Source organism: Clostridium gelidum (assembly GCF_019977655.1).
GTDB classification, from domain to species: Bacteria; Bacillota; Clostridia; order Clostridiales; family Clostridiaceae; genus Clostridium; species Clostridium gelidum.
The window spans coordinates 4848977-4870450 of record NZ_AP024849.1 but is presented as its reverse complement, the minus strand read 5'-3'; the positions used below and the strand labels follow the sequence as shown (position 1 = coordinate 4870450).

Annotated in this window: 29 protein-coding genes and 1 pseudogene; 22 read left to right on the top strand and 8 right to left on the bottom strand. The window is 28.4% G+C overall.

The window, feature by feature from the left end:
* Positions 1 to 3 precede the first annotated feature (3 nt).
* From psyc5s11_RS22425 to psyc5s11_RS22355, 15 genes are all read left to right on the top strand, one after another.
* Positions 4 to 555 (top strand): hypothetical protein, encoded by a 552-nt coding sequence (locus psyc5s11_RS22425; protein WP_224034684.1) that lies wholly within the window; start codon positions 4 to 6, stop codon positions 553 to 555.
* Positions 556 to 559: 4 nt separating this feature from the next.
* Positions 560 to 850, top strand: a complete 291-nt coding sequence (locus psyc5s11_RS22420; RefSeq protein ID WP_224034683.1) for a hypothetical protein — start codon at positions 560 to 562, stop codon at positions 848 to 850.
* On the top strand, positions 843 to 1994 hold the full coding sequence (locus tag psyc5s11_RS22415; RefSeq protein WP_224034682.1) for a baseplate J/gp47 family protein: 1152 nt from the start codon (positions 843 to 845) through the stop codon (positions 1992 to 1994). Before psyc5s11_RS22420 ends, psyc5s11_RS22415 begins: the two co-directional genes overlap by 8 nt.
* Positions 1994 to 2686 (top strand): phage tail protein I, encoded by a 693-nt coding sequence (locus psyc5s11_RS22410; protein WP_224034681.1) that lies wholly within the window; start codon positions 1994 to 1996, stop codon positions 2684 to 2686. Before psyc5s11_RS22415 ends, psyc5s11_RS22410 begins: the two co-directional genes overlap by 1 nt.
* Entirely contained in the window at positions 2683 to 2982 is a 300-nt protein-coding gene (locus psyc5s11_RS22405) for a hypothetical protein (protein ID WP_224034680.1), read from the top strand. The genes psyc5s11_RS22410 and psyc5s11_RS22405 overlap by 4 nt, the downstream gene beginning before the upstream one ends.
* Entirely contained in the window at positions 2979 to 3347 is a 369-nt protein-coding gene (locus tag psyc5s11_RS22400; RefSeq protein WP_224034679.1) for a hypothetical protein, read from the top strand. The genes psyc5s11_RS22405 and psyc5s11_RS22400 overlap by 4 nt, the downstream gene beginning before the upstream one ends.
* A 15-nt stretch (positions 3348 to 3362) precedes the next feature.
* The gene (locus tag psyc5s11_RS22395; RefSeq protein WP_224034678.1) at positions 3363 to 4760 is read left to right on the top strand and encodes a hypothetical protein; all 1398 of its coding nucleotides are present in this window, start codon (positions 3363 to 3365) and stop codon (positions 4758 to 4760) included.
* Positions 4760 to 4939 carry a hypothetical protein gene (locus tag psyc5s11_RS22390; protein WP_224034677.1) on the top strand — a complete coding sequence of 60 codons (180 nt, stop codon included), beginning with the start codon at positions 4760 to 4762 and terminating at the stop codon, positions 4937 to 4939. The genes psyc5s11_RS22395 and psyc5s11_RS22390 overlap by 1 nt, the downstream gene beginning before the upstream one ends.
* A gap of 1 nt (position 4940) precedes the next feature.
* Positions 4941 to 5084, top strand: coding sequence for a CD1375 family protein (locus tag psyc5s11_RS22385; RefSeq protein WP_224034676.1), 144 nt, complete (start codon positions 4941 to 4943; stop codon positions 5082 to 5084).
* A gap of 89 nt (positions 5085 to 5173) precedes the next feature.
* Positions 5174 to 5410 (top strand): hemolysin XhlA family protein, encoded by a 237-nt coding sequence (locus psyc5s11_RS22380; protein ID WP_224034675.1) that lies wholly within the window; start codon positions 5174 to 5176, stop codon positions 5408 to 5410.
* A gap of 24 nt (positions 5411 to 5434) precedes the next feature.
* A complete protein-coding gene (locus psyc5s11_RS22375) occupies positions 5435 to 5941 on the top strand; it encodes a cobalt ABC transporter permease (protein WP_224034674.1) in 507 nt (168 codons plus the stop codon).
* Positions 5942 to 6004: 63 nt separating this feature from the next.
* A complete protein-coding gene (locus psyc5s11_RS22370) occupies positions 6005 to 6946 on the top strand; it encodes an N-acetylmuramoyl-L-alanine amidase (RefSeq protein ID WP_224034673.1) in 942 nt (313 codons plus the stop codon).
* Between the two features lie 215 nt (positions 6947 to 7161).
* Positions 7162 to 7332 carry a hypothetical protein gene (locus tag psyc5s11_RS22365; protein WP_224034672.1) on the top strand — a complete coding sequence of 57 codons (171 nt, stop codon included), beginning with the start codon at positions 7162 to 7164 and terminating at the stop codon, positions 7330 to 7332.
* Positions 7333 to 7968: 636 nt separating this feature from the next.
* Positions 7969 to 8631, top strand: coding sequence for a hypothetical protein (locus psyc5s11_RS22360; protein WP_224034671.1), 663 nt, complete (start codon positions 7969 to 7971; stop codon positions 8629 to 8631).
* Positions 8632 to 8642: 11 nt separating this feature from the next.
* The gene (locus psyc5s11_RS22355) at positions 8643 to 8939 is read left to right on the top strand and encodes a hypothetical protein (RefSeq protein WP_224034670.1); all 297 of its coding nucleotides are present in this window, start codon (positions 8643 to 8645) and stop codon (positions 8937 to 8939) included.
* 365 nt (positions 8940 to 9304) lie between these two features.
* On the opposite strand, the gene psyc5s11_RS22350 is transcribed toward psyc5s11_RS22355, so the two are convergent.
* Entirely contained in the window at positions 9305 to 9730 is a 426-nt protein-coding gene (locus tag psyc5s11_RS22350; protein ID WP_224034669.1) for a helix-turn-helix domain-containing protein, read from the bottom strand.
* Between the two features lie 36 nt (positions 9731 to 9766).
* Between psyc5s11_RS22350 and psyc5s11_RS22345 the strand changes: the two are divergent.
* From psyc5s11_RS22345 to psyc5s11_RS22335, 3 genes and pseudogenes are all read left to right on the top strand, one after another.
* Positions 9767 to 10234: pseudogene (locus psyc5s11_RS22345) on the top strand (ABC transporter substrate-binding protein); the annotation flags it as partial.
* 36 nt (positions 10235 to 10270) lie between these two features.
* Positions 10271 to 11038: an ABC transporter ATP-binding protein gene (locus tag psyc5s11_RS22340; RefSeq protein WP_224034668.1), complete on the top strand. Its 768-nt coding sequence runs from the start codon at positions 10271 to 10273 to the stop codon at positions 11036 to 11038.
* An 82-nt stretch (positions 11039 to 11120) separates the two neighbouring features.
* Complete coding sequence (locus tag psyc5s11_RS22335) at positions 11121 to 11912, top strand: ABC transporter permease (protein ID WP_224038250.1); 792 nt, start codon at positions 11121 to 11123, stop codon at positions 11910 to 11912.
* A 122-nt stretch (positions 11913 to 12034) separates the two neighbouring features.
* Here the strand turns inward: psyc5s11_RS22335 and psyc5s11_RS22330 are convergent, their stop codons facing one another.
* The 3 genes from psyc5s11_RS22330 to psyc5s11_RS22320 all read right to left on the bottom strand — a co-directional run bounded on the left by psyc5s11_RS22330 (position 12035) and on the right by psyc5s11_RS22320 (position 12814).
* Positions 12035 to 12208, bottom strand: coding sequence for a hypothetical protein (locus psyc5s11_RS22330; RefSeq protein ID WP_224034667.1), 174 nt, complete (start codon positions 12206 to 12208; stop codon positions 12035 to 12037).
* 101 nt (positions 12209 to 12309) lie between these two features.
* Entirely contained in the window at positions 12310 to 12567 is a 258-nt protein-coding gene (locus tag psyc5s11_RS22325) for a hypothetical protein (RefSeq protein WP_224034666.1), read from the bottom strand.
* 13 nt (positions 12568 to 12580) lie between these two features.
* Entirely contained in the window at positions 12581 to 12814 is a 234-nt protein-coding gene (locus tag psyc5s11_RS22320) for a hypothetical protein (RefSeq protein WP_224034665.1), read from the bottom strand.
* Positions 12815 to 13192: 378 nt separating this feature from the next.
* Here psyc5s11_RS22320 and psyc5s11_RS22315 point away from each other — a divergent pair, with 378 nt between their 5' ends.
* The 4 genes from psyc5s11_RS22315 to psyc5s11_RS22300 all read left to right on the top strand — a co-directional run bounded on the left by psyc5s11_RS22315 (position 13193) and on the right by psyc5s11_RS22300 (position 16613).
* Positions 13193 to 13549 carry a CidA/LrgA family protein gene (locus psyc5s11_RS22315; protein WP_224034664.1) on the top strand — a complete coding sequence of 119 codons (357 nt, stop codon included), beginning with the start codon at positions 13193 to 13195 and terminating at the stop codon, positions 13547 to 13549.
* Between the two features lie 20 nt (positions 13550 to 13569).
* The gene (locus psyc5s11_RS22310) at positions 13570 to 14283 is read left to right on the top strand and encodes an LrgB family protein (RefSeq protein WP_224034663.1); all 714 of its coding nucleotides are present in this window, start codon (positions 13570 to 13572) and stop codon (positions 14281 to 14283) included.
* A 144-nt stretch (positions 14284 to 14427) separates the two neighbouring features.
* On the top strand, positions 14428 to 15270 hold the full coding sequence (locus psyc5s11_RS22305; protein WP_224034662.1) for a YitT family protein: 843 nt from the start codon (positions 14428 to 14430) through the stop codon (positions 15268 to 15270).
* Between the two features lie 188 nt (positions 15271 to 15458).
* A complete protein-coding gene (locus psyc5s11_RS22300; RefSeq protein WP_224034661.1) occupies positions 15459 to 16613 on the top strand; it encodes a hypothetical protein in 1155 nt (384 codons plus the stop codon).
* Between the two features lie 331 nt (positions 16614 to 16944).
* On the opposite strand, the gene psyc5s11_RS22295 is transcribed toward psyc5s11_RS22300, so the two are convergent.
* From psyc5s11_RS22295 to psyc5s11_RS22280, 4 genes are all read right to left on the bottom strand, one after another.
* A complete protein-coding gene (locus psyc5s11_RS22295; RefSeq protein ID WP_224034660.1) occupies positions 16945 to 17553 on the bottom strand; it encodes a flavin reductase family protein in 609 nt (202 codons plus the stop codon).
* Positions 17554 to 17660: 107 nt separating this feature from the next.
* Positions 17661 to 18977, bottom strand: coding sequence for a D-alanyl-D-alanine carboxypeptidase family protein (locus tag psyc5s11_RS22290; RefSeq protein WP_224034659.1), 1317 nt, complete (start codon positions 18975 to 18977; stop codon positions 17661 to 17663).
* Between the two features lie 170 nt (positions 18978 to 19147).
* Complete coding sequence (locus psyc5s11_RS22285; protein WP_224034658.1) at positions 19148 to 19870, bottom strand: type 1 glutamine amidotransferase; 723 nt, start codon at positions 19868 to 19870, stop codon at positions 19148 to 19150.
* A gap of 13 nt (positions 19871 to 19883) precedes the next feature.
* Positions 19884 to 21242, bottom strand: a complete 1359-nt coding sequence (locus psyc5s11_RS22280) for a Mur ligase family protein (RefSeq protein WP_224034657.1) — start codon at positions 21240 to 21242, stop codon at positions 19884 to 19886.
* Positions 21243 to 21474 lie beyond the last annotated feature (232 nt).

The window sequence follows — 21474 nt, the reverse complement described above, 5'->3', positions numbered from 1 at the left end:
TAGATGTCATTAGGAGGTTTTTCAGGAAAGTTATTTGAAGTTAGTTCTAATAAAATATATACATTTGATGATTATACTAAATCTTTTTCATTAAATGTTGAAAGCCAAGAGGTAGATGGAGATAAGCCTTCAACTTATATAAAGGGAAAAGGACTTCAAAACCCTAGCATTTCAATTAAATTAAGACAATCATCAAGTATTGATGTTGGAACAGAAGTAGAAGATTGGGGAACAATTTGTGAAAGTGGTGCACCTAATATGCTTTTTTTAGGTGATAATCCTGTAAGTACTAATAAGTTTCTACTTAAGAATGTAGGTTTATCTGATACAACTTATTTTGGTAGTAAATTAATCAAAGCAACACTAAAATTAGATTTTGAAGAATATGTTAGAGCTGGAGTAAAGAAAGAATCAGGAACATCAGATGAAGATAAAGAAAAGGCTAGTAAATCATCAAAGGCTAAATCAAAAGCTAAGGCAAGTGGTGAAGAAACTATGTCAGAAGAAGATTCTCAAAAGGTAAGTGCATTAGAAAATCAAGTTTTTGGAGGATAAGAATATGGATTATACAGTAAGCAGTTCTGACTTAATAGATTGGAATGCAAAGGGAAACAATAGAATTCTTCAAAATATAAACAATATAATTAATACAGTTAAAAATGAAGTACCTTATGATCGACTCATGGGAAGAAATCCTAAAAATGTAGATAAAACAAATAAAAATAGAAATGCATTAATTGAAGAAACTTATGATTTAATAAAAACATATGAGCCGAGAGCTACAGTAAAAAGTGTTGAAATAGAAGATATTGAAAATTTAGAAATAAAGGTGGTGGTTACTATTGATTAACTTTGTTGAAATAATTCCTCAGAACATATTAGATAATATGTTTGATACAGTGGAATCTTATCTTGGGATAAAGTTAAGTGATGGTGATGAACGTAATTTATTTTTACATTCATTAGCACCTATAATAATTGGGCTATACAATTCAATTAATGATACTGCAAATCAAAATTTATTAAGGTATGCAAGAGATGAAAAGCTAGATGAAGTAGCAGAGGATTTTTATAAAACAACTAGATTAGATTCAACAAAATCATTTTGCAAGGGAATAGCAAAGCTTTCGGAAGTTCAGGCTCAAGATGTTACAATTCAAGCTGGAACCAAAGTAACTCCAGATGGATTATTAATATATCTAATTAGAGATAATGCAGTAATTAAAGCAGGACAAACCCAAACAGAAGTTACTCTTATTGCTGCAGAACCTGGAGAAAAATATAATGGATTCTTACCAATGAAAATTAAATTTATAGTAGATCCAATATCATATGTATCAGAAATATATAATACTGAAATATCAGCTTCAGGATCAGATATAGAAGATGATGAAACGTATAGACAAAGAGCAAGACTATATATGGAGAGTCTTAGTACTACAGGCCCAGAAGGAGCGTATGAATATTATGCATTATCTGCAGATAATTCTGTTTCAAGTATAAAAATAACATCACCTTCACCAGGCGTTGTTCGAATATATGCTTTAGTTGATAATGGAGAAATACCAAGCCAGGAAATATTAGATAAGATTTATAATGCTTGTTCTCAAAAAGATAGAAGGCCACTTACAGATAAGGTTGAAGTAGTTGTTCCAGAAGTAGTTAATTACAATATTGAATTAACATATTATCTAGATAAAAATTTTTCAATAAAAGAAGAGGAATGGAGAAAGAGCATTGAAGGAGATCATCTTGATCATTCAAATGGAGCCATAAGAGATTTTATAAAATGGCAACAAAGTGATATTGGAAAAGCAATAAATCCTGATGAACTAAAGTACTTTATACAAAATGCTGCATCATTTGAAGTTGAAGGAATTAAAATTACAGGTGTAAGGAGATTAGAAGTAACTTCGCCAGTTCATGCAACTATAACGGAAAATCAAGTGGCTAAAGCTGCTAATATAATTGTAACTTATGGAGGCAAAGAGTAATGAATCTTAATGAATTTGATTTATTAGAATTACAAACTTCATACCTTCAACAAGATTCAATGATTCAAGCATTATGTGTTGCACTTACTCCATATCTGAAAGAAATAAATGATTCTATTAAATTAACATATTTATATGGAAGAATGGATGAACTAGATAAAAAAACAATAGATGAACTAGCATGGCAATTTCATGTTGATTTTTATGATCCTACGTTGTCTGTTGAAATAAAAAGACAGCTTGTTAAAAATTCTCCTAGATGGCACAAAATAAAAGGCACACCACAAGCCACAGAAGAATTGACTAAGACTATATTTGGTGGAGATGCAGAGGTTGTAGAGTGGTTTCAATATAATGGTGAACCATATACATTTCAAGTATATGCAAATATAGAAGCATTAAAAGATGGGCTTAAAACATTCTATAAAATGTTAGATACCATAAAAAACAAGAGATCTCATTTAGATTCGATAATAGGTGTAATAAGTGACGAATTAAAGTTAGAAACTAAATATAAGGAGTATTCGTATCCTTTTTTCATGTGTGGTGCATTCCTCTGTGGAACTAAGCCAGATGCGAACACTCTAGGAACTAAAGTGACAACAGAACTCAATACAGTAACCAATAATACAACTACTATGCAAAAGTATAATATGGCAGGTGCTTTTAATACAGGAGGCGATACAATTTGATAACAGAAAAAGGCATAAATAAAATAGCAAACTTAATAGTTGGACTTGTGAAAAAAGGTCAAGTAACAGTTGAGGGAATAACAAAAGATGTAGAGCTGTATAGAACAGCAGTTAATAAAGATACACTTAAAATATTTTTATTATTAGATGATACCTTCACTGGAAAAATTGAAAATAAAAATCTTATAGATCAGGATGGAGAAATAATTTTTCAAAATTCTAATGTAGTTCAAAAAGATACTACTAAAGGATTACTTATTGTATTTAGCGTAAAGATAAGTGAGGTGGAAGTATGATAGGTGAATATGAAAAGACAGAGTGGCAGGATCATATAGTAGAAAGTCCATTTGCATTTGTACAAACAGTAAATACGGATGGTTCTATAAATTTAGCTCCAAAACAAGGAGAAATATTGCAACAAGGAACTCCAGTAAGTGCTAATAATTTAAATCATTTAGAAGAAGGAGTATATCTCAATTATAGTTTTTTAAAAGAGTTATTTGATGAAATAATGAAATTAAAATTAGATGTATTGACACTTAAAAATGTAACTATAAATGATATGAGTAATAATATGTTTTTTATATCTTTTGCAACTTTAGATGATATTAAATTAAAAAGTGGAATATACGATTCTGTAAATAAGAAAATTTACGTTTAGAAAGGGGATAGAAAAATGTCAATTATTTGGACTCAAGGAGAGAGTAACTCGACTATCACCATAGGTGCTACGATGTTAGCAGAAGACATATATATGAGTGCTCCAGTAAAGGTATCTGCTCTATGGTTTAAGAATCCTTATACTTTTGGGAATGTGAAAGCATATATATTTAGAGTCTCAGACAAAGCACTGATTGCTTCAAGTAGTCAATTAGCTTTCGCCCAAGGATGGCTTCAAATTCCTATATCTTGTACCTTAGAAGCAAGTGTAGTTTATAGAATAGCATTCGAACGCGTGGGTTATAACGAGCATGTCGCAAATTATTATAATGCTACTACTTCACCAATAGTAACTACTGTAAGTGGAATAAGTATGACTGTTACGAGCGAATATAACGGCACTTTCATATTTTGCAAAAATGTAAGTGGTGTCTACCCAGATATGGGTGTAAGCGTTGGGACATCATATGGTTCCCATGTAGCGTTGTCATTTAAGGTAGAGGGCTCTGTCAATACTGCACCGACAATTAGCGGAAGTGCAAATGAAAGCTTAGGAAATAAAAATACGCCATTCGACATTCTGTTCTCTGTAAATGATGTAGATAGTGCAAATATCTTAAATGTCATAGAAAAATTAAATGGCAGTCAGATTAATTCAATTAGCAATGCTCCAAGAAATACTAATTTTACTATTAGTATAACTAAAGCAATATTAGACAGTTTACCTTTAAATCAACAAAGCACAATTCTTATAAGTGTAACAGACGGAACTGCAACTACCTATAAGACTATTACATTTACGAGAACCAATAGTGGACCAAGTATAACAAATAGTGATAAGAATTTAGGGCAAGTTGTAAGAACTGGAATAGCTGAAAAATATATTTGCCATGATGTTGAAGGAAATACCTTCTCTATAGTTGAAAAGGTGAATGATATAGTGCTTAAAAATATTACTGGTGTTGATGGTACGGAGTATACAATAGGTATTCCGGAAGCCACGTGGATTATAATGCCTAATGGAATTCATAAATATACTATAACTGCAACAGATTCACTTGGAGCAAGTATAGTAAGAACATTTACTTTTACAAAAAAAGAAACTGTAATTGAAAGTACAGGGTTTACCAATATAGTGCCAACAGATTTAGCTGCCACAAAAATTCTATTGACTCCAAACTGGATAGGTAAAGAAAATGTAGATGCTTTATTTGAGGTTTGTAATAATGCATATGATGCAGTACCGACATGGGAAAATGCTACAAGTCAGACATTGTTAAATAAATCTTATATATTTACTAATAAGGTCAAGACAGGTACTAAATGGGGAATAGATATAAGATTTAAATTAACATTAAAATCAGGTGTAACAGATAATATTGAGTTCTATGGATTGGGAGGTGCTTTTGAATAATGGAAATTATAAATAAAAAACCATTGCAAGAGATTCAGGAAGATAGAAAACAAGAGGCAGAAAATGCAACTGTTGATATTTGGGAAGCAATAGCTGCTATGGGTGCAGATTTGGCAGAAGCACAATCAACAATAGTAGATCTAAAAAATGAAATAGCTACATTGAAGGGAGGTGTTTAGTATGAATTTGAAGCCATATTTAATTACTGCCTATGCAGTATTAGTTAGAGTTGAAAAGTGGAATTTAGAGCTAGTGGAAGGATCTACAAAGAAAGTAGTTCCAGAAGATTATAGAACTGCAGTTGCAGAATATTTAGCAGAATAATTTAATAGAAGATAGGCATAACGAGGACTTTAAGAAGTCTTTTTTTCATGCTTATTTTTATAAATAATTTGAAATTAGGAAGGTGAAATATGAATGAAGAATTAATAAAAGACAAGCTAGAAACTCATGAAAAGAGGCTTAATAACCACGGAGGTAGATTAGATAAACTGGAGCAAGACTCAAGAGAGCTTAAGACAGAAATTAAAAATTTATGTGAAAATCTTAAATCACTAACAAATATGATGAAGTGGTTTATAACTGCAATGGGTGGAGCTTTGATAAGCTTCTTTTTTTATGCAATTCAAACAGGAATATTTAATAAATAAAATAAGAAAAGGTGGAATTCAAAAATGAAAGAATTATTGATTAGTCAAATTGCCCCAATAGTAGCTACTGCAATAGTAGCAATTTTAGTAGCAACAATTAAAAAAGTAGGAAGTGCAGCAATAGAAGTATTTACTAAGAAAAAAGAAGAGATTGAACAAAAAATTAAAATTTCAGGACATGAATCAGAATTGCAACAAGCCAAAGAAGCATGGAACATAATAGAAGAAAAGTTTAGGATCACAGAGAATGCAACTCAAATTTTAGGTTCTAAAGCTGATTTGTTTAACCAATTACTATTGCAAAAGATACCAGGATTAACTCAATCTAATTTAGATGATTTAAGACAAGCTATAGCTGGAGAATTTAACAAGGGTAAAGTAGCATTAACAGATGATTCAGCTAAACAACAAATTTCATTATTACAAGAAAATAAAGTTAACCTTGAGGCAGAAAATGCAGATTTAAAAGCAAAAATAGATAAAATAAACAATGCATTAAATCCAGGAGATGCTTTAATCACACAAGCATAGCAAATTAAGAGTAGCCTTTATGGTTACTCTTTTGAAAATATTATAAAGAAAGAAGGTCTTTGAATGAGTAAATATATTATAGCAGATGGACATACAGCATCAGGTAATGCAGGCTGTGGTGCAGTAGACCAATTAGATGAAAGTAATTGCACAAGAGAAGTTGGGCCACTAGTATGTAAATACTTAGAACAAGAAGGGGAAACAGCTATTCATTCAAGAATAGATACATCTAATAGTTATAATTTTGAAGACTGTTATGTGAGATCTAATTTAGCTAATAAAATCGGAGCTGATTGGTATATTGAAATACATTTCAACTCAGGGAAAGAACACACTGGTGATGGAGCGGAGGTATGTGTTGGCAGAGGTTCTACTGGAGAAAAAGTAGAAATGGCATCTAGAATATCAAGCAGTATAGCAAATGCTTTAGGTATAGAGGACAGGGGCGTAAAAGAAGAAGGTCTTATAGTTCTTAGTAGAACTAATATGAGAGCTTTATTAGTGGAGTGTATGTTTGTAGATTCCAATGCGCCTACTAAATATGATCCTGCTATTATTGCTAGAGCAATAGTTGAGGGTATATTAGCTATTTCTATAAATGATGAATGGAAAGAAGGTTGGAACAGTAAGAGTGGTAGATGGTGGTATTCACCAGATCCAGTTAGTAAAACTTACTATAAATCAGAATGGAACCTTATTGATAATAAGTGGTATCTATTTGATTCTAATGGTTGGTGTATAACGGGTTGGGTATACTATCAAACTTGTAAAGATAAAAAAGATGTATGGTATTATTTAGATTCAAGTAATTGTGATATGACTATAGGTTGGAAGAAAATTGATGGTAAATGGTACTATTTCAATTCAAGTGGAGAAATGCAAACTGGATGGATTAAAGATAATGGAAAAGATTATTGTTTATACAGTTCTGGAGCTATGATTTACAATTGTGATATGTACGGATATAGATTTGATAGGAATGGAATTGCGACAAAGATACAATAACTAAATAAGTTAATGACAAGAATGTAGTAAGGGTATGGGAGTTAATCTTGTACCCTTTAATTTTTTATATAAAAATAAAGAGGAAACATGTACAAGTTTGACAAATAACTGACATAAACTAATGATAATATATTAATTAGAAATGATAAGGTTTACTTAAGTCTTTAGGTTATTCAATTTAACAGTATTATAAGCATAAAAGGAAGGTGAGGAAGATGGGGAATATAATTAAGATTAACATGTATGTAGAAATGAAAAGGAAAAAGAATAATCAGATAAGATTAAAAACTGTAGAAGAAACTATTTTAGAATATAACGATTGGATAAAAAAGACCAACAGAGAGGATAAAATAGAGAACTATGAAAGATTTTTGCAAGCTCAATAATTATTTTTAGAGGTAGGTTAGACGTTTAGGTTTAATCTACCTCATTTTTTATTTTGTCGAAAAACAATAAATAAATATTATCAATTAATATAGATTATTTTATAATAGTGTGTTATTATAAAGGTATCCAAAAGCCCCTTACTAAATTACTCTCCCCATAAAATTATATAAGATGCAGTCATTAATTTGGCTGCATCTTTTTGTTATTTTATTGATTTGAATTCTTCTAGCAGTTCTTTTTCAATACTTATTAATGATCTTTGCATTAGTAGAAATTTAGTGGAATAGGATTTTTAAACTTAATTATTAAAGCATTGATTTATCAGCGAGTTAAATTCTCGAAGAGATAATTGTAGATTTAAAAAATGAAAAATTGCAAATAGATGTTATGTATTACTACTATAGTAAAAAGGGTGATATATATGAATACTATGCAGTATATGATGGTTATAAAGTTTGTTTAACAGAAATTTGAATAAAATAAATAGATAATAAAGTTCATAACTAAATTAGGTGAAGATTAGTAAAAGGTAGATTAAGCATATGATTAGTCTATTTTTTATTTCTAACAACTTGTGTATTTGCTAGGAATATTATACAATAAAAGAAATTATTCTGTATAATTGGAGAGATAATATGAAAAATGTGGATGAAAATTTAAAATATATACATGAATGTGCAAAAGAAAAATCAAATGAAATATTATCAAGAAAACAACATGTCGAAATAAAAATATTATACTTATTGCAGGCAGTTGCAATTCTAGGAGGACTTTCTGTATTTGGAAAGCCAGAAGCATCAACTATTTGGCAAATCGAATTGACGGGTAAAATTTTATCAGCATTATTATATTCAGCTTTAACAATTGCTGTTATTACTTTAATGTTAGGATTAAATGATAATTTACTAAATATTAAAATAGTTAAATTATTTTTATCGAAAAAGTTGAAAAGAAAAGTAAGGATTTTTGTACGAAAAGAGGTTAATAAAAGATTAGAAAATAAAACACAAGAAAATATTGAAGAGCAAATTGAAAAGGGTAAATTTTCTTATAAAGAAACACCTTTTCCAGATATAGAATTAGAGGAATACTTGAAGTATTCTGATTTCGCTGAAATTGAAACGTACAAAGATATTAATAATTATTATAAATTAATGATTGAAACTTTTGGAAATTCAGCAAGAACTGGAGATTATATAACAAATGCTAAAAGCAGATGTTTTACTATTGGTTTACAATCATTTATTGCGGCAGTAATATTAAGGCTATTTTGTAGCTGTATATTTTATATAGTATAGGAGAGTAAAAAATGCCAAAGAAAATTTTTAGAGGGAAATATATAAAAGATAATATTAATAAAGATTCAAAAGAAAAAGAACTAAAAACTAGTACTAAAAAAGTTAGTACAAGAACTGAAATTACTCAGGCATTTTGTAGAATTCTTACCGAAGAACATGCTGGTTATATTGTGAGATCTCAAAAATCACATTATAGAGAACGTAAGAATAATTCGACAATGGTAAGAAAGGATGGTCAAGCTTATAATGGTAAAAATCCATTTGATGAAGATGGAGATTATATGTTTAATCCTAAGGAAGAAAGATAAGAAATTCACTTTGAATAAATCATATGTTTGGATTAGATATTATATTGTATAAGATTTATGCATGATATGTCTATAGAGCTAGTTGAAAATATTACTAGAAAAAGGTGAGGATAATAGTAGACATGTAAAATGCTGAATAAAGAATATATAACTAATATTTATTACCACACTTTTCCCACAAAAGTTCTAAATTCATATAAATTAAGATGAACTGATTTAAATCAATAAGTTAGATGTATGCAACATATAAGCTCAAATAAATTAGAGTAAATTAAAAGTTAACTAATCCAGAAGTTGTAGGTTCTTAAATGAAATAGATTAAGAAATTATAAAACATAAAGACTAGAAAACTGTAAATAGTTTTTCTAGTCTTTATTAAAATGTTTTTGAATTTTAATAAATATAGTTCTAGATGGAAGATCATTATGATAACAATATCTATATAAAGTTCTTTTGGATATACCTAACAATTTACATAATTGATTTTTACTAATATAAATATCTGGCTTAAGTAAATCTGATATATATTGCTGAAAGTTATCCATAGCTTCAAAATAATTATCATAAAAATACTTATTATTAATATTAAAAAAGTCAGCTAATCTCATAGACATTTCTTTTGTGGGAAATAACTTTCCACGTTCATATTTAGAAATATTGGATTTACTAATCCCTAAAGCAGTGGCTAAATATTGCTGGGTTAAATTATTTAACTTCCTAAGTCTAACTAAATTTTCAGCTATTGTATTAGCAGGCAATTCTCTAAATTCATTTGTTAAATCAATCCTCAAAATATAATTATCAAATATCGTATTTTCATGTAACGTGCATTTAAAGGTGGTACCGGAGACTATGTAGCACTTTTTGAACCAACAGCATCAGTTCTTGCAAAAGAGGGTACTGGAACTATACTTGCATCAGTTGGTGAAGAGTCAGGTCTTATTCCTTATACTTGCTACTTCGCTACAAAATCTTATATGGATAAAAATCCTGAGGTTATTGAAAAATTTACAAAGTCAATTTATAAAGGGCAACAATGGTTCTTTACCCATAGTACAGAAGAAGTTGCTGATAGTATAATTAAATATTTTCCTGGAACTGATAAAGAGACAATTATGACTGTTATAGATAATTATAAAAATATTGATGCGATTGCCCATACACCAGAGATTAAAGAAGAAAATTTAAATAGACTTATGGAAATAATTGCAGACTATGATGCAAATTTAATGCAAAAAAAACCTGAATTTAATAAAATAGTAGATAATTCATATGCTCAAAAAGTAGTTAAGTAGAGGACACGGTAAAGATGAGAAGGTGGTGATTTTAATTTGAGCTTGCTTAAAATATCAGACGTATCCATGAATTATCATTCTATTAAAGGCGAAACACAAGCTTTAAATAATGTTAATTTCAAAGTGAATGAGGGTGAGTTTATTTCTATATTAGGACCCTCTGGATGTGGCAAATCTACTTTGCTTAATATAATGAATGGACTTTTAGAACCATCTAGTGGATATGTATTATACAAAGGTGAAGATATAAAAAGTAATTTAGATAAAATAGGATACATGTTTCAAAAGGATCATCTTTTTGAATGGAATACTGTTTGGGAAAATGTAATTCTTGGATTGAAAATAAAAAAACAATTAAATGATGAATCAAAAGATAGAGTAAATGAATTATTAGACGCTTATGGATTACTAAGATTTAAAAATCATTATCCAAGTGAACTTTCTGGAGGAATGAGGCAAAGAGTTGCCCTTATAAGAACTTTAGCTTTAAAACCTGAAATACTTTTTTTAGATGAACCATTTTCAGCATTGGATTATCAATCAAGACTACTAGTATGTGATGATGTTTATAAGATAATAAAAACAGAAAAGAAGACAGCAATTATGGTAACGCATGATATTGCAGAAGCTATTTCTATATCACAAAAAGTAATAGTGTTAACTAAAAGGCCATCAAATGTAAAAGCTGAAATTCCTATAGATTTTGAGAACCATAACTTAACTCCATTTGAAAAGAGGAGATCTCCAGAGTTTAGTGGTTATTTCAATAGACTATGGAAGGAGTTGAATGATGGTAATGAGTAAGAAACAAGGGAGAACTTTCTTTAAAAAACAAAGCTCAGATAAATTCAGTAAAAAACATGAAATGATAAGTGAGACAAGCACAATTAGTAAAGAACATGAAGTATATTTGAAAAAAGTAAAATCAACTAAAAGAAGAATTGTAATTACTAGAATCCTTATACTTGTAATTTTTGTTGGTTTATGGCAAATAGCTGCTAGTTTAAAATGGATTGACCCATTTCTAACTTCAAGTCCAACTAGAGTTATTAAATCTTTAGTATCCTTATATGAAGATGGAAGTTTGTTTAAGCATATAGGTATTACTTGTTATGAAACTATTTTAGGCTTTTCACTGGGAACAATATTAGGTGGATTAATTGCAGTAATTTTATGGTCATGTCCTCTTGTAGCAAAAATATTAGACCCATATATAGTAGTTTTGAATGCACTTCCTAAGGTTGCTTTAGCTCCAATTATAATTTTTTGGATTGGAAATGGTATGCCAGCTATAATTGTTATTGCACTATTAATTTCAGTAGTTACAACAATTATAAGTGTTTTAACTGGATTTAATGAAATAGATAAAGAAAAAATTATGCTGATGAATACCTTCAGAGCATCTAAGACGCAAATATTAAGGTATTTAATATTCCCATATTCTATTCCAATCTTTATTTCAGCATTAAAAATAAATGTAGGATTATCTTGGGTAGGTGTAATAATGGGTGAGTTCTTGGTAGCTAAGAATGGGTTAGGATTCTTAATAGTTTATGGAGGACAAGTTGCTCAATTAGATATGGTAATGATGAGTATTGTAATACTCTCTATAATTGCATTTGTTATGTATGAAATGGTTGCATTTGTAGAAAATAGACTTGTAAAAGATAAAAATTAAAAGTATAAAAGGATTTTAAAGTATAGAGTTTAAAATTAGCTGTGTTTTAATATACCGTTGAAATATAAAAAAATTATAGGTGGGGTTGTCCACCTATAATTTTAAAGTTATTTATATGTTTGTTATTTTTTATTACAAGATGTATATATAGCAAGTCCTATTGGACCTAAAATGGCACCCAAAATTGCATATCCCCAAATAGGCATTTCTGTTTTAGTAAATCCCAAAATAGCACCTAAAATTATTCCTGCTATAGCACCAAATAAAATCATTCTTATTACTCCATGTTTAAACATCCAAACTTACCTCTCAACTTCCCAATCTATGCTATTCATATTGTACATTAAGTTTACTATAGATTATGCGTATACTATAAACGATACTTATATAATTATTTTCATGATAATGAAAGAATAATCCCAGATAAAGCACATCCTAAAGGGAATAATATAAATATAATTCCTAAAATTATTGAGCTTGTATTAAATATAGGTTTTAATACACTATTTTCTGTTTTCATCTGTTTCAAGTATATTTTATTCATTGCTATGCCTGTGCCACCTATAATTATCAAACATGTCCCTATAAAACAAATAAGAGCAATAATAATTCCAATTATAGCTGCAATAAATGGTAGAAAAATTAAAAAGCCCATAAGATCACATCCCTTATAATTTATTCAAAATCAATACTCCTGCAATCAAATAACACGAAGTTATTAAAATGCCCACCCACATATGTACAGCCGAAAGCAACCAATAACCAACTTTTATTTTATTATCAGATGTATCAAAACGTTTGCTCATCTTCATACCTTTATATCCTCGTATTATTGCAATAACAGCTAAAAATAGAGCCATTATAAGTGCTAAAAGAATAAGTACGTTTCCTAGTAGTATCATCTTTTCAACCCCTTTTTCCTTAAATATTAATGTTAATTAGAATTGATATATATCCACAGTATATAAATAATCTATACTTTTATATAACATTGATTATAACATAATTTGAGAAGTATTTCACATGTTATACATATATTGGTTTTAATGAGTCTAAATTAAGTTATTGAATATTAAAAGTTCAATTAAGATAGAATACTTAAAATATAGAAATAGAATGGTATTTATTAAAAAGGTAACCTTTACTTAAAGGGAAACACAGTTTTACTTATTCATATAACAGTGGTAAATTAAATTATAAAGGATATCTAAAAAATAATAGCTAATAGCGTAGAATAGTTATTGTTTTGAATATGTTTAAGTAATAGGGGGCTAGAGAAGTTGAAATTATTTAGAGAAGCACTAATTATATTTGGAATTTATCTCTTAGGGGAATTATTATCATCAGTACTACATTTGCCAATACCAGGGAATATATTAGGGATGTTGATACTATTTATTTTATTATGCACTAAGACAGTTAAAGTAGATAACATTTCTAATGTGACAAGTTTTTTATTAGATCATTTATCTTTCTTTTTTATTCCTGCAGGAGTAGGACTTATGACCTCAATTGGAATAATAAAGTCAACATGGTGGCAAATATTAATAGTATGTATATCCACAACAATAATAATGATAGGAGTGACTGGAATTATTGTTCAAACAATTTTAAGAAAAACAAAAGATAAAAATTGAAAGAAATGAAGGTGAATTATTTGGAGATAGTAACGAATAATATTTTATTTGGAGTAGTGCTTTCATTAGCAGCTTTTGAAATAGGTATATTTATTAACAGAAGTACAAGAATACCAATTTTAAATCCATTACTTATAGCAATGGCAATTGTAATATGTTTTTTATTTGCATTTAATATTAATTTTGATACATATAATAAGGGGGGGCAAGTTATAAATATGTTTCTTGGACCTGCAACTGTAGTACTTGCAGTACCTTTATATAAGCAATTAGATTTACTTAAAAGACACGCTAAAGCTATTTTAACTGGAATATTTTTAGGCAGTATTATAGGAATAGTTTGCATAATTGGAATATCGCATTTGGTAGGGTTAGATGAAAATATAATTAAATCATTGGTTCCTAAATCAGTAACAACACCTATAGGAATAGCAGTCAGCAGTCAGCTAGGTGGATTAGTTCCAATAACAGTACTTGCCATTATTGTTACAGGTATAACAGGTGCTGTATTTGGACCAACTATATGTAACGTATTTAAGATAAAAGATAAAGTGGCAATTGGAGTATCTATAGGAACTGCTTCTCATGCTGTTGGAACTAGTAAAGCGCTTCAACTAGGAGAAATAGAAGGGGCTATGAGTAGCCTTTCAATAGGGATTGCGGGAATAATGACAGTGATAATTGCACCGCTTGTATATAATGCATCAATATTTGTATATCACATGATAAAATAATTAACAGTTCACAAATGGATTATTTCAAAAGGAGTAAAAATAATTTTGAAATAATTCTTTATTTTTTATATAAATAGGTACGAGATGTAGCATAATATAACTTATAGATAAAATAATATTGAAATGAAAAACATGGAGGATAACATGAAAATATTAAAAGAATATGGAATTATAACAATAGGAGTAATATTAGTACTTATATCATTAGAGTTTTTCTTCTTTCCTAATAAAATAGCTTCAGGTGGAGTATCGGGATTAGCACTTGCAATGAATAATATATTTAAAATTGATACAGGAATAGTAATGATAATATGTAATGGGATATTATTTGTATTAGCATTTGTGTTTATTGGTGGGAATTTCGGAATTAAAAGCATGTATGCAGCATTTGGATTATCAGTTGCTTTATCAGTTACGGAAAAAATATATAAACCAATAGCTTTTACGAATAATTTAATGCTTGCGTCAATATTTGGAAGCGTACTTTTAGCCTTGGGAACAGCAATTATGCTTACTCAAGATGCTACAACAGGAGGAACTAGCATTACAGCAAAAATATTAAGCAAATATGGGAATATAGATTTTGGGAAAGGACTTTTAATATCTGATTCAATTGTAATATTAATTGCAATGTATACATTTGGTACAGAGTTAGCACTATTTGGGCTATTAAGCATATATTTAACGGGTACTTTAATTGATAAATTTATAGATGGTTTTTATTTATCAAAACAAGTTATGGTATTTACTGAACAAGAAAAACTTGTTTCTGATTATATAATTAAGACTATAAATAAAGGTTGTACTGTGTTTTATGGAAAGGGTGGGTATACTGGAAAACATAACTGCATGATTTTAACCATATTAAGTAGAAGTCAATTTATAAAATTAAAAAAGTTCATTAAAAATAATGATTCCAATGCATTTATTACAGTTAGTGAAACAAGCGAAGTTTTAGGTGAAGGGTTTAAAAGTTTAAATGAATAAAAATTCAACACCATATTTATGTAAGAAATTTGTGCATAATGGCACTAGAAAGGGACTTTAGCATTATTTACTTGTTGATTATAATCATGATTACAAATTATAATTATGTAGACAAACTAATTATAAAAAAATAGTGAAATAATAAACAAATGAGGATGTTAAATATAATAAATGCGGGAGACAGCAATATGGGTTGTGACGATGAACTACTTATAACATACGGATTAGGGTATGCTTTTGAAAGAAGCAAATTATTAATTATTACAGAAATTGAAGAAAAGACCGTATTGAAACACGAAATTAATATTATAGAAGAAATAAATAGTATTAATAAGTTCAAAGAAAAACTTGATAGGAAATGTAATTTGAAATTTCCAAGCGACTATATTATAAATATAGAGGAAGCTTTAGAAGAAAGGCTATTAAAGACTATTCCTATAATTACATCAATAAAGTTTAAAAATATGGACAAGCAATCTCATATTATGGAGGAATACATAAAAAGGGATTTAAACCAAGTACGATTAAGAAAAGAAGGGTATATACAAAAAGACTCAACCTTAGTTAAAGAATATTTAGATAATTGTTCTAAAAATCTAGAGATAAATGCAAAAGATACAAAGCAAAAATTGTTGAAATATAATAAAATAATTCTGAAAGTTATTTTAACTACTAGCTTTGGAACTGAGTTTAGTAAGTTTTTAAGTAAACATGGACAAGCTAGTATTATAAGTAGAAATGATAAGCTTATAGAGGAACAATTAGAGTATGAAATTAGAAACAATTTCTTAATAAAGAAGAAATATAGTGAACTTGATTTTTTAAATTTATTACTATTTCTTGAAGAATGGCAAAAGAAATATTTTTTATGGGATGAAAAGTATACAAGCCTAATGTTTTCAATTGATAAAAATGGCAAAAAGTATAAGGGATCAAAATCGGAGTTAAAAGATTTCATGATCTCTTTTATTAAAGGAAAGAAATATTTATATTTTCCTTTTGGAAAATATAATGAAAGTAATATATGTATAACCTTAAATGATGAAAAGTATCAGAATAATACTAAGAAAAAAGAAAGTGATACAAAATTAGATAATAAACAAAGTAAGATGATTTTAGAAAAAAAAGAAAATAATTTATACGAAATTATGTCTATTAATTATAAAGAAATTGATTTAGAATATAACAAAGAAATAGGGTATTTACTTTCATATAGCAATGATCAGGTTTATATTTCTGTAGTTACTTATGACCTAATGAATCACGAAGTAAGTTATGTAAATAAATTTGAAGTTTTTAAAACCAAAATGATGGAAGCCTTAGAAAAATACTTTATAATATAAACAGTTTTTTTAAATTTGAATGATTTGAATATAGATACCAAAATTAGAGGTTGTTATTTATAGTTGGTATATTCAATATTTACTATACTTAGGTGTATTACTAAACAGAGAAATTGGATACATGTTTGTGAAAGAGGCATTAGAAAATAAGCTGTTGAAGCCACTTAATGGCAGGTTGTTCCATTTTAGTTTGTCCCAATTTTATATTGGGAGCAAACTGAAATGGATGCAACCTGCCATTTAGTAGCTTCCAGCGAAATTTTCTTAGTCCGCTGGAATAAACATGTATTCAATTTCGGCGAGTTATAAACATAAGTATGGGTATCTACAGTTATTTTTTTGAGTCTACATTAAGTCGTCTACGTTTTTTAGTTTTCTTTTTCATAACTGAAAAGCCAAAGGAACCAATAGGATTTTTAGATAATGGAAAATATTCGCCATGACAGTAAGACATCATATTTGCATTTTCAAAATGAATTTTACCTTTTTCATCTAATAAGTCTTCATTAACATGAGAAGCAACCACTTCAGCTATAAACATATCATGAGTTCCAAGTGGGATTATATTTTTAACTTTACATTCTATATTTACAGGACATTCATCTATATATGGAGTTGATACATTATGTGCTTCTTTTAAAGTAAAGCCCATTTCAGTTATTTTATCATTTTTTTTGCCAGATCTAACACCACAATAATCCACTTTTTTTACTAAATCAGAACTTGGCAAGTTTACAACAAATTCCATAGATTCTTTTATATATTCATAAGATAATCTTTCTGGTCTTATGGATATATAGAGCATAGGCGGTTTTGTATTTATAGTACCGGTCCATCCAACTGTAAAAACATTGGTTTTGCCAGCATTATTTTTGGAAGTAATTAAAACCACAGGTACTGGGTTTAGAATTACACTTCCTTTAAAATCAATTTTATCCATTTTAAATTACTCCTTTAAAGAAAAAGCATCTTCAAAATAACTAGGAAGCATATCATCCTAGTTATTAGAAGATGATTAAATCAATTTTTAAAATAAGTAAGTGAGTACTATCTTCTTCTTTTCCTAGAACCATTAGTATAACGGTTCTTTTTACGTTTTGAATTAGATGCCATATTTTTAATCAGAGCAATTAAAGTAATCACAATAATGATAGCTACTATAGTAGCTATATATGTAATTAAATTATCATTAACTATTGCACCAAGTGAAACATCTACGGTCCCTTTAACTGTCTCAGTATAATTTCTTGTACTATAAGTTAACGTAGTCTCTTTATTAGAAAGTAAATTCCATGCGTTAGAATCTGTGACCTTATAAGTGATTTGAGATTCAGCATCATTAATTGTATTTTTATAGTAAGATACATCTTGAGCTAATTTAAGTGGTACTGTAATAGTTTTTGTAGGTCCAAAAACAATAAAAGGTTTATATTGTACTTCAGCAGTTCCAATATTTTCTCCATTTGTCTTATAAGTTTCTTTAGTGGCAGCATAACCATAATTCATAATAGAATCCATATCATTGAATTTAGTCATATCTAAAAGGTTAATTTGTTTATCTTTAAGAACAATACCTATTAATTGTCTGCCAGATCTCTCATATACAGTAGCTAAACATCCGCCAGCCTCATTAGTTGTTCCAGTTTTTCCTGCAATATTACCATTTTTACCAAGAGTTAAATTCCTATTTTCTAGAATTATTTTAGAATTATTTATGTTTATAGGAGCTTTTGGAAGTTCCATAGTTTCTTTTACCCAAGGATCTGCAAAAGCAGCTTTTGTAATTAATGAAAGATCATATGCAGTAGTATAATGATTTTCATCATGTAATCCATTAGCAGTAATAAAATTACTGTTATTTGCACCAAGTTCTTTTGCTTTTTTATTCATTAATTCAGCAAATGATTTAGAATCACCTGAAACATTGTCTGCAATTACATATGCAGTATCATTACCTGAAAATAATAATAATCCTTTCATTATATCATCAGCTAATATTTTATCTCCAACTTTCATAGAGTTATGCATATAATTGATATTTAAAGAATACTCAGGTTGTGCCTTTGCTGATTTAGTATATTCAAGCTGATCAGTTCTATTTTTGTTTTGAGCTAATAATAAACCTGTTAAAAGCTTAGTTGTACTAGCTGGATATCTTTTGCTATCAGCATCTTTACAATATATTATTTCCCCAGTTTCTAAATCCATAACTAAAGCTGATTCAGCAGTAATTTCGGGTAAGCTTTGTGCGGCAGTTTCAGTTTTAGTTGTAGAATTTGCTGCATAGCTTGCTGTAGTTAATGGACTAAATAAAGAAAGAGAAAGGGTTAATGCAAGTGCTTTTAATATTAAATTTTTCTTCAAGTCAAATCTCTCCACTTCTATTTAGGCATATGAAAAAATAATTTATTTTTCTGTACATGCCATAAGTATATTTAAACAGTATTAGTATAACATTTATGCAATGCCATAACAATCAATGAAAGACAGGAAAATTCATACAATATATAACAATTTATCATATGATTTTCAAATTATTTCAATCTTTCGAGCATCGATTTTTTTGCTTTTAGTTCAAATTCATCATTTAATGAATTTAATTGTATTTCGTCACCATATTTATTTTTTAATGCTAAAGTTAAAAGCCTATCTGCAAATTCAGGATTTTTTGAAAGAAAAGAACCGTGGAAGTATGAGCCAAAAGTATTTTTATATATACATCCTTCAAATCCATCTTCTCCATTATTACCATATCCATGAATGCATTTTCCAAGGGGCGTATGATTATTTATGTAAGTCCTGCCTGAATGATTTTCAAAGCCTACATAAGTCTCATTGAAGGTTTCATTGAATATTTCAGTATTTCCAATAAATCTAGTATCACCACCATCAGTATAAACATCTAAAATTCCAATTCCTTCTATTTTTTCACCATTTGGTGCAGTATAGTATTTTCCCAGTAGTTGATATCCGCCACATATGGCAAGAAGAACTTTATTATTTTCAATATAACTCGTTAAAGCTTCTTTTTTTATTTCATTTAAATCATTTGAAACTATGGATTGTTCAAAATCTTGGCCACCACCAAAGAAAATAATGTCCACATTTTCTTCATCTATACTGTCTCCTAAAGAACAATTGATTATATTTACATCAATGCCTCTAAGTGCTGCTCTATGCTTTAAAATAAGTACATTACCCACATCACCATATACATTTAATAAATCGGGATATAAGTGACAAATAGTTAATTCCATGACTTAAGCCTCCTTACCATAATTTATTGATATAACCTTTTGAATGAAGATATTTTCTATAATTAATCATTGCAGTATAAGTTGCAAGTATATATATTTTTTTAGAAACTGAATTTTTAATCTTTTCAGTTAACGCTTCATAATCTTCTTCTAAAATAAATTTATCAACATTTAAACCAGCAATTTTTAATCTTACTGCCATATCATACATTCTAACTCCTGATACAAAAACATCTTCTATTTTTAACGTTGATATTTTTTCAAAATCTACATCCCATATCCAAGAAACATCACGCCCGTCAGCATAATTATCATTTAACATAAATAGTGCTGAAAATTCATTTTGATTAAGAGCAAGGGTATCTAATGCTTGATTATATCCAGCAGGGTTTTTAACTAATATAATTTGTATATCCTTGTCCTCTATAGTAATTTGCTCTTGTCTACCAAAGCTTGAACTTTGATTTTGAAGAGAAGCTTTGATTACTGAATCTTCTACGCCAAGTTCTTTTGAAATAGCAAAAGCACACAAAGCATTATAAATATTATATGCACCTGATTGACTTATGAAAACTTCAGTATCATTAATTAATACAGAAGAATTTTCAGGAGTTAAATCAAAGATTTTATTTACAGCATAATTAAGCCCAGAACGTTTATATCCACACTTTGGACAGTAAAAATCTCCTAAATGATTATAAGTAACTAAGTTATATGAATAAGGAGATTTGCAAAACTTACAAAATTTTGCATCAGCATTTATATCTATAGAAGTATTTTCTTTAATTGGTATATTAAAACCGTAATAAACAATTGGATTTTTAACATCCAATTTTCCAAGTAAAGACTCATCACCATTTAAAACTAATTTAGATTCTGGTACCTTAACTACGCCCTCTAAGATTTTAACCAAAGTTGTATAAACTTCCCCATATCTGTCTAATTGATCCCTAAATAAATTAGTTACAGTTATTATTTCTGGAGTTAAATGTTCTGCAATAAACTTTACATTAGCTTCATCAACTTCTATTACAGCATAAGTATCTACATTCTTTTTAAAAAAAGAATAATGTAGAGTAAAACAAGCTACAATTCCTGGATACAAATTAGCACCAGTATTATTAGTAATAACATTAAATTTATTTTCTTTTAATATGTTGTAAATCATGCTAGTTGTAGTTGTTTTACCATTAGTTCCTGTTACTAAAATTACCTTATATCCTTTGCTTACTGTTTTTAAGATTGATTTATCAATTTTTAATGCTATTTTACCAGGGAAATTACTACCACCTTTAAAAATGTGTTTTGACAGAAATGCAGTAATTTTTGATAATAATATGCTTAAAATAGACTTAATATTTATTTTACTCACCGCCCAATTCTAAGGCATACTGAATTGTTATATTTTGAATATGCCTAATTATATATTAAGAATGATTAACAAAATAAAGTAATGTTAATCATTTATAAATGAAACACTTTAAGTTTAATCTACATTAAAATAAGGATGGATAAATGTTTTTGTTAACAATAAAATATTAACTATGCAAAAAGTTTTATACAATTATTAAACAAAAAAATAATCAAAATAAGTATAGCACAAA

Excerpts from the sequence above, each read along its gene's own strand:
- psyc5s11_RS22320 (WP_224034665.1), bottom strand. The coding sequence starts at position 12,814 with ATGATACTACTAGGAAACGTACTTATTCTTTTAGCACTTATAATGGCT.
- psyc5s11_RS22360 (WP_224034671.1), top strand. The coding sequence starts at position 7,969 with ATGAAAAATGTGGATGAAAATTTAAAATATATACATGAATGTGCAAAA.
- psyc5s11_RS22375 (WP_224034674.1), top strand. The coding sequence starts at position 5,435 with ATGAAAGAATTATTGATTAGTCAAATTGCCCCAATAGTAGCTACTGCA.
- psyc5s11_RS22285 (WP_224034658.1), bottom strand. The coding sequence starts at position 19,870 with ATGGAATTAACTATTTGTCACTTATATCCCGATTTATTAAATGTATAT.
- psyc5s11_RS22300 (WP_224034661.1), top strand. The coding sequence starts at position 15,459 with ATGGGTTGTGACGATGAACTACTTATAACATACGGATTAGGGTATGCT.
- psyc5s11_RS22420 (WP_224034683.1), top strand. The coding sequence starts at position 560 with ATGGATTATACAGTAAGCAGTTCTGACTTAATAGATTGGAATGCAAAG.
- psyc5s11_RS22305 (WP_224034662.1), top strand. The coding sequence starts at position 14,428 with ATGAAAATATTAAAAGAATATGGAATTATAACAATAGGAGTAATATTA.
- psyc5s11_RS22370 (WP_224034673.1), top strand. The coding sequence starts at position 6,005 with ATGAGTAAATATATTATAGCAGATGGACATACAGCATCAGGTAATGCA.
- psyc5s11_RS22365 (WP_224034672.1), top strand. The coding sequence starts at position 7,162 with ATGGGGAATATAATTAAGATTAACATGTATGTAGAAATGAAAAGGAAA.
- psyc5s11_RS22295 (WP_224034660.1), bottom strand. The coding sequence starts at position 17,553 with ATGGATAAAATTGATTTTAAAGGAAGTGTAATTCTAAACCCAGTACCT.
- psyc5s11_RS22395 (WP_224034678.1), top strand. The coding sequence starts at position 3,363 with ATGTCAATTATTTGGACTCAAGGAGAGAGTAACTCGACTATCACCATA.
- psyc5s11_RS22425 (WP_224034684.1), top strand. The coding sequence starts at position 4 with ATGTCATTAGGAGGTTTTTCAGGAAAGTTATTTGAAGTTAGTTCTAAT.
- psyc5s11_RS22380 (WP_224034675.1), top strand. The coding sequence starts at position 5,174 with ATGAATGAAGAATTAATAAAAGACAAGCTAGAAACTCATGAAAAGAGG.
- psyc5s11_RS22390 (WP_224034677.1), top strand. The coding sequence starts at position 4,760 with ATGGAAATTATAAATAAAAAACCATTGCAAGAGATTCAGGAAGATAGA.
- psyc5s11_RS22410 (WP_224034681.1), top strand. The coding sequence starts at position 1,994 with ATGAATCTTAATGAATTTGATTTATTAGAATTACAAACTTCATACCTT.
- psyc5s11_RS22355 (WP_224034670.1), top strand. The coding sequence starts at position 8,643 with ATGCCAAAGAAAATTTTTAGAGGGAAATATATAAAAGATAATATTAAT.
- psyc5s11_RS22330 (WP_224034667.1), bottom strand. The coding sequence starts at position 12,208 with ATGTTTAAACATGGAGTAATAAGAATGATTTTATTTGGTGCTATAGCA.
- psyc5s11_RS22400 (WP_224034679.1), top strand. The coding sequence starts at position 2,979 with ATGATAGGTGAATATGAAAAGACAGAGTGGCAGGATCATATAGTAGAA.
- psyc5s11_RS22325 (WP_224034666.1), bottom strand. The coding sequence starts at position 12,567 with ATGGGCTTTTTAATTTTTCTACCATTTATTGCAGCTATAATTGGAATT.
- psyc5s11_RS22385 (WP_224034676.1), top strand. The coding sequence starts at position 4,941 with ATGAATTTGAAGCCATATTTAATTACTGCCTATGCAGTATTAGTTAGA.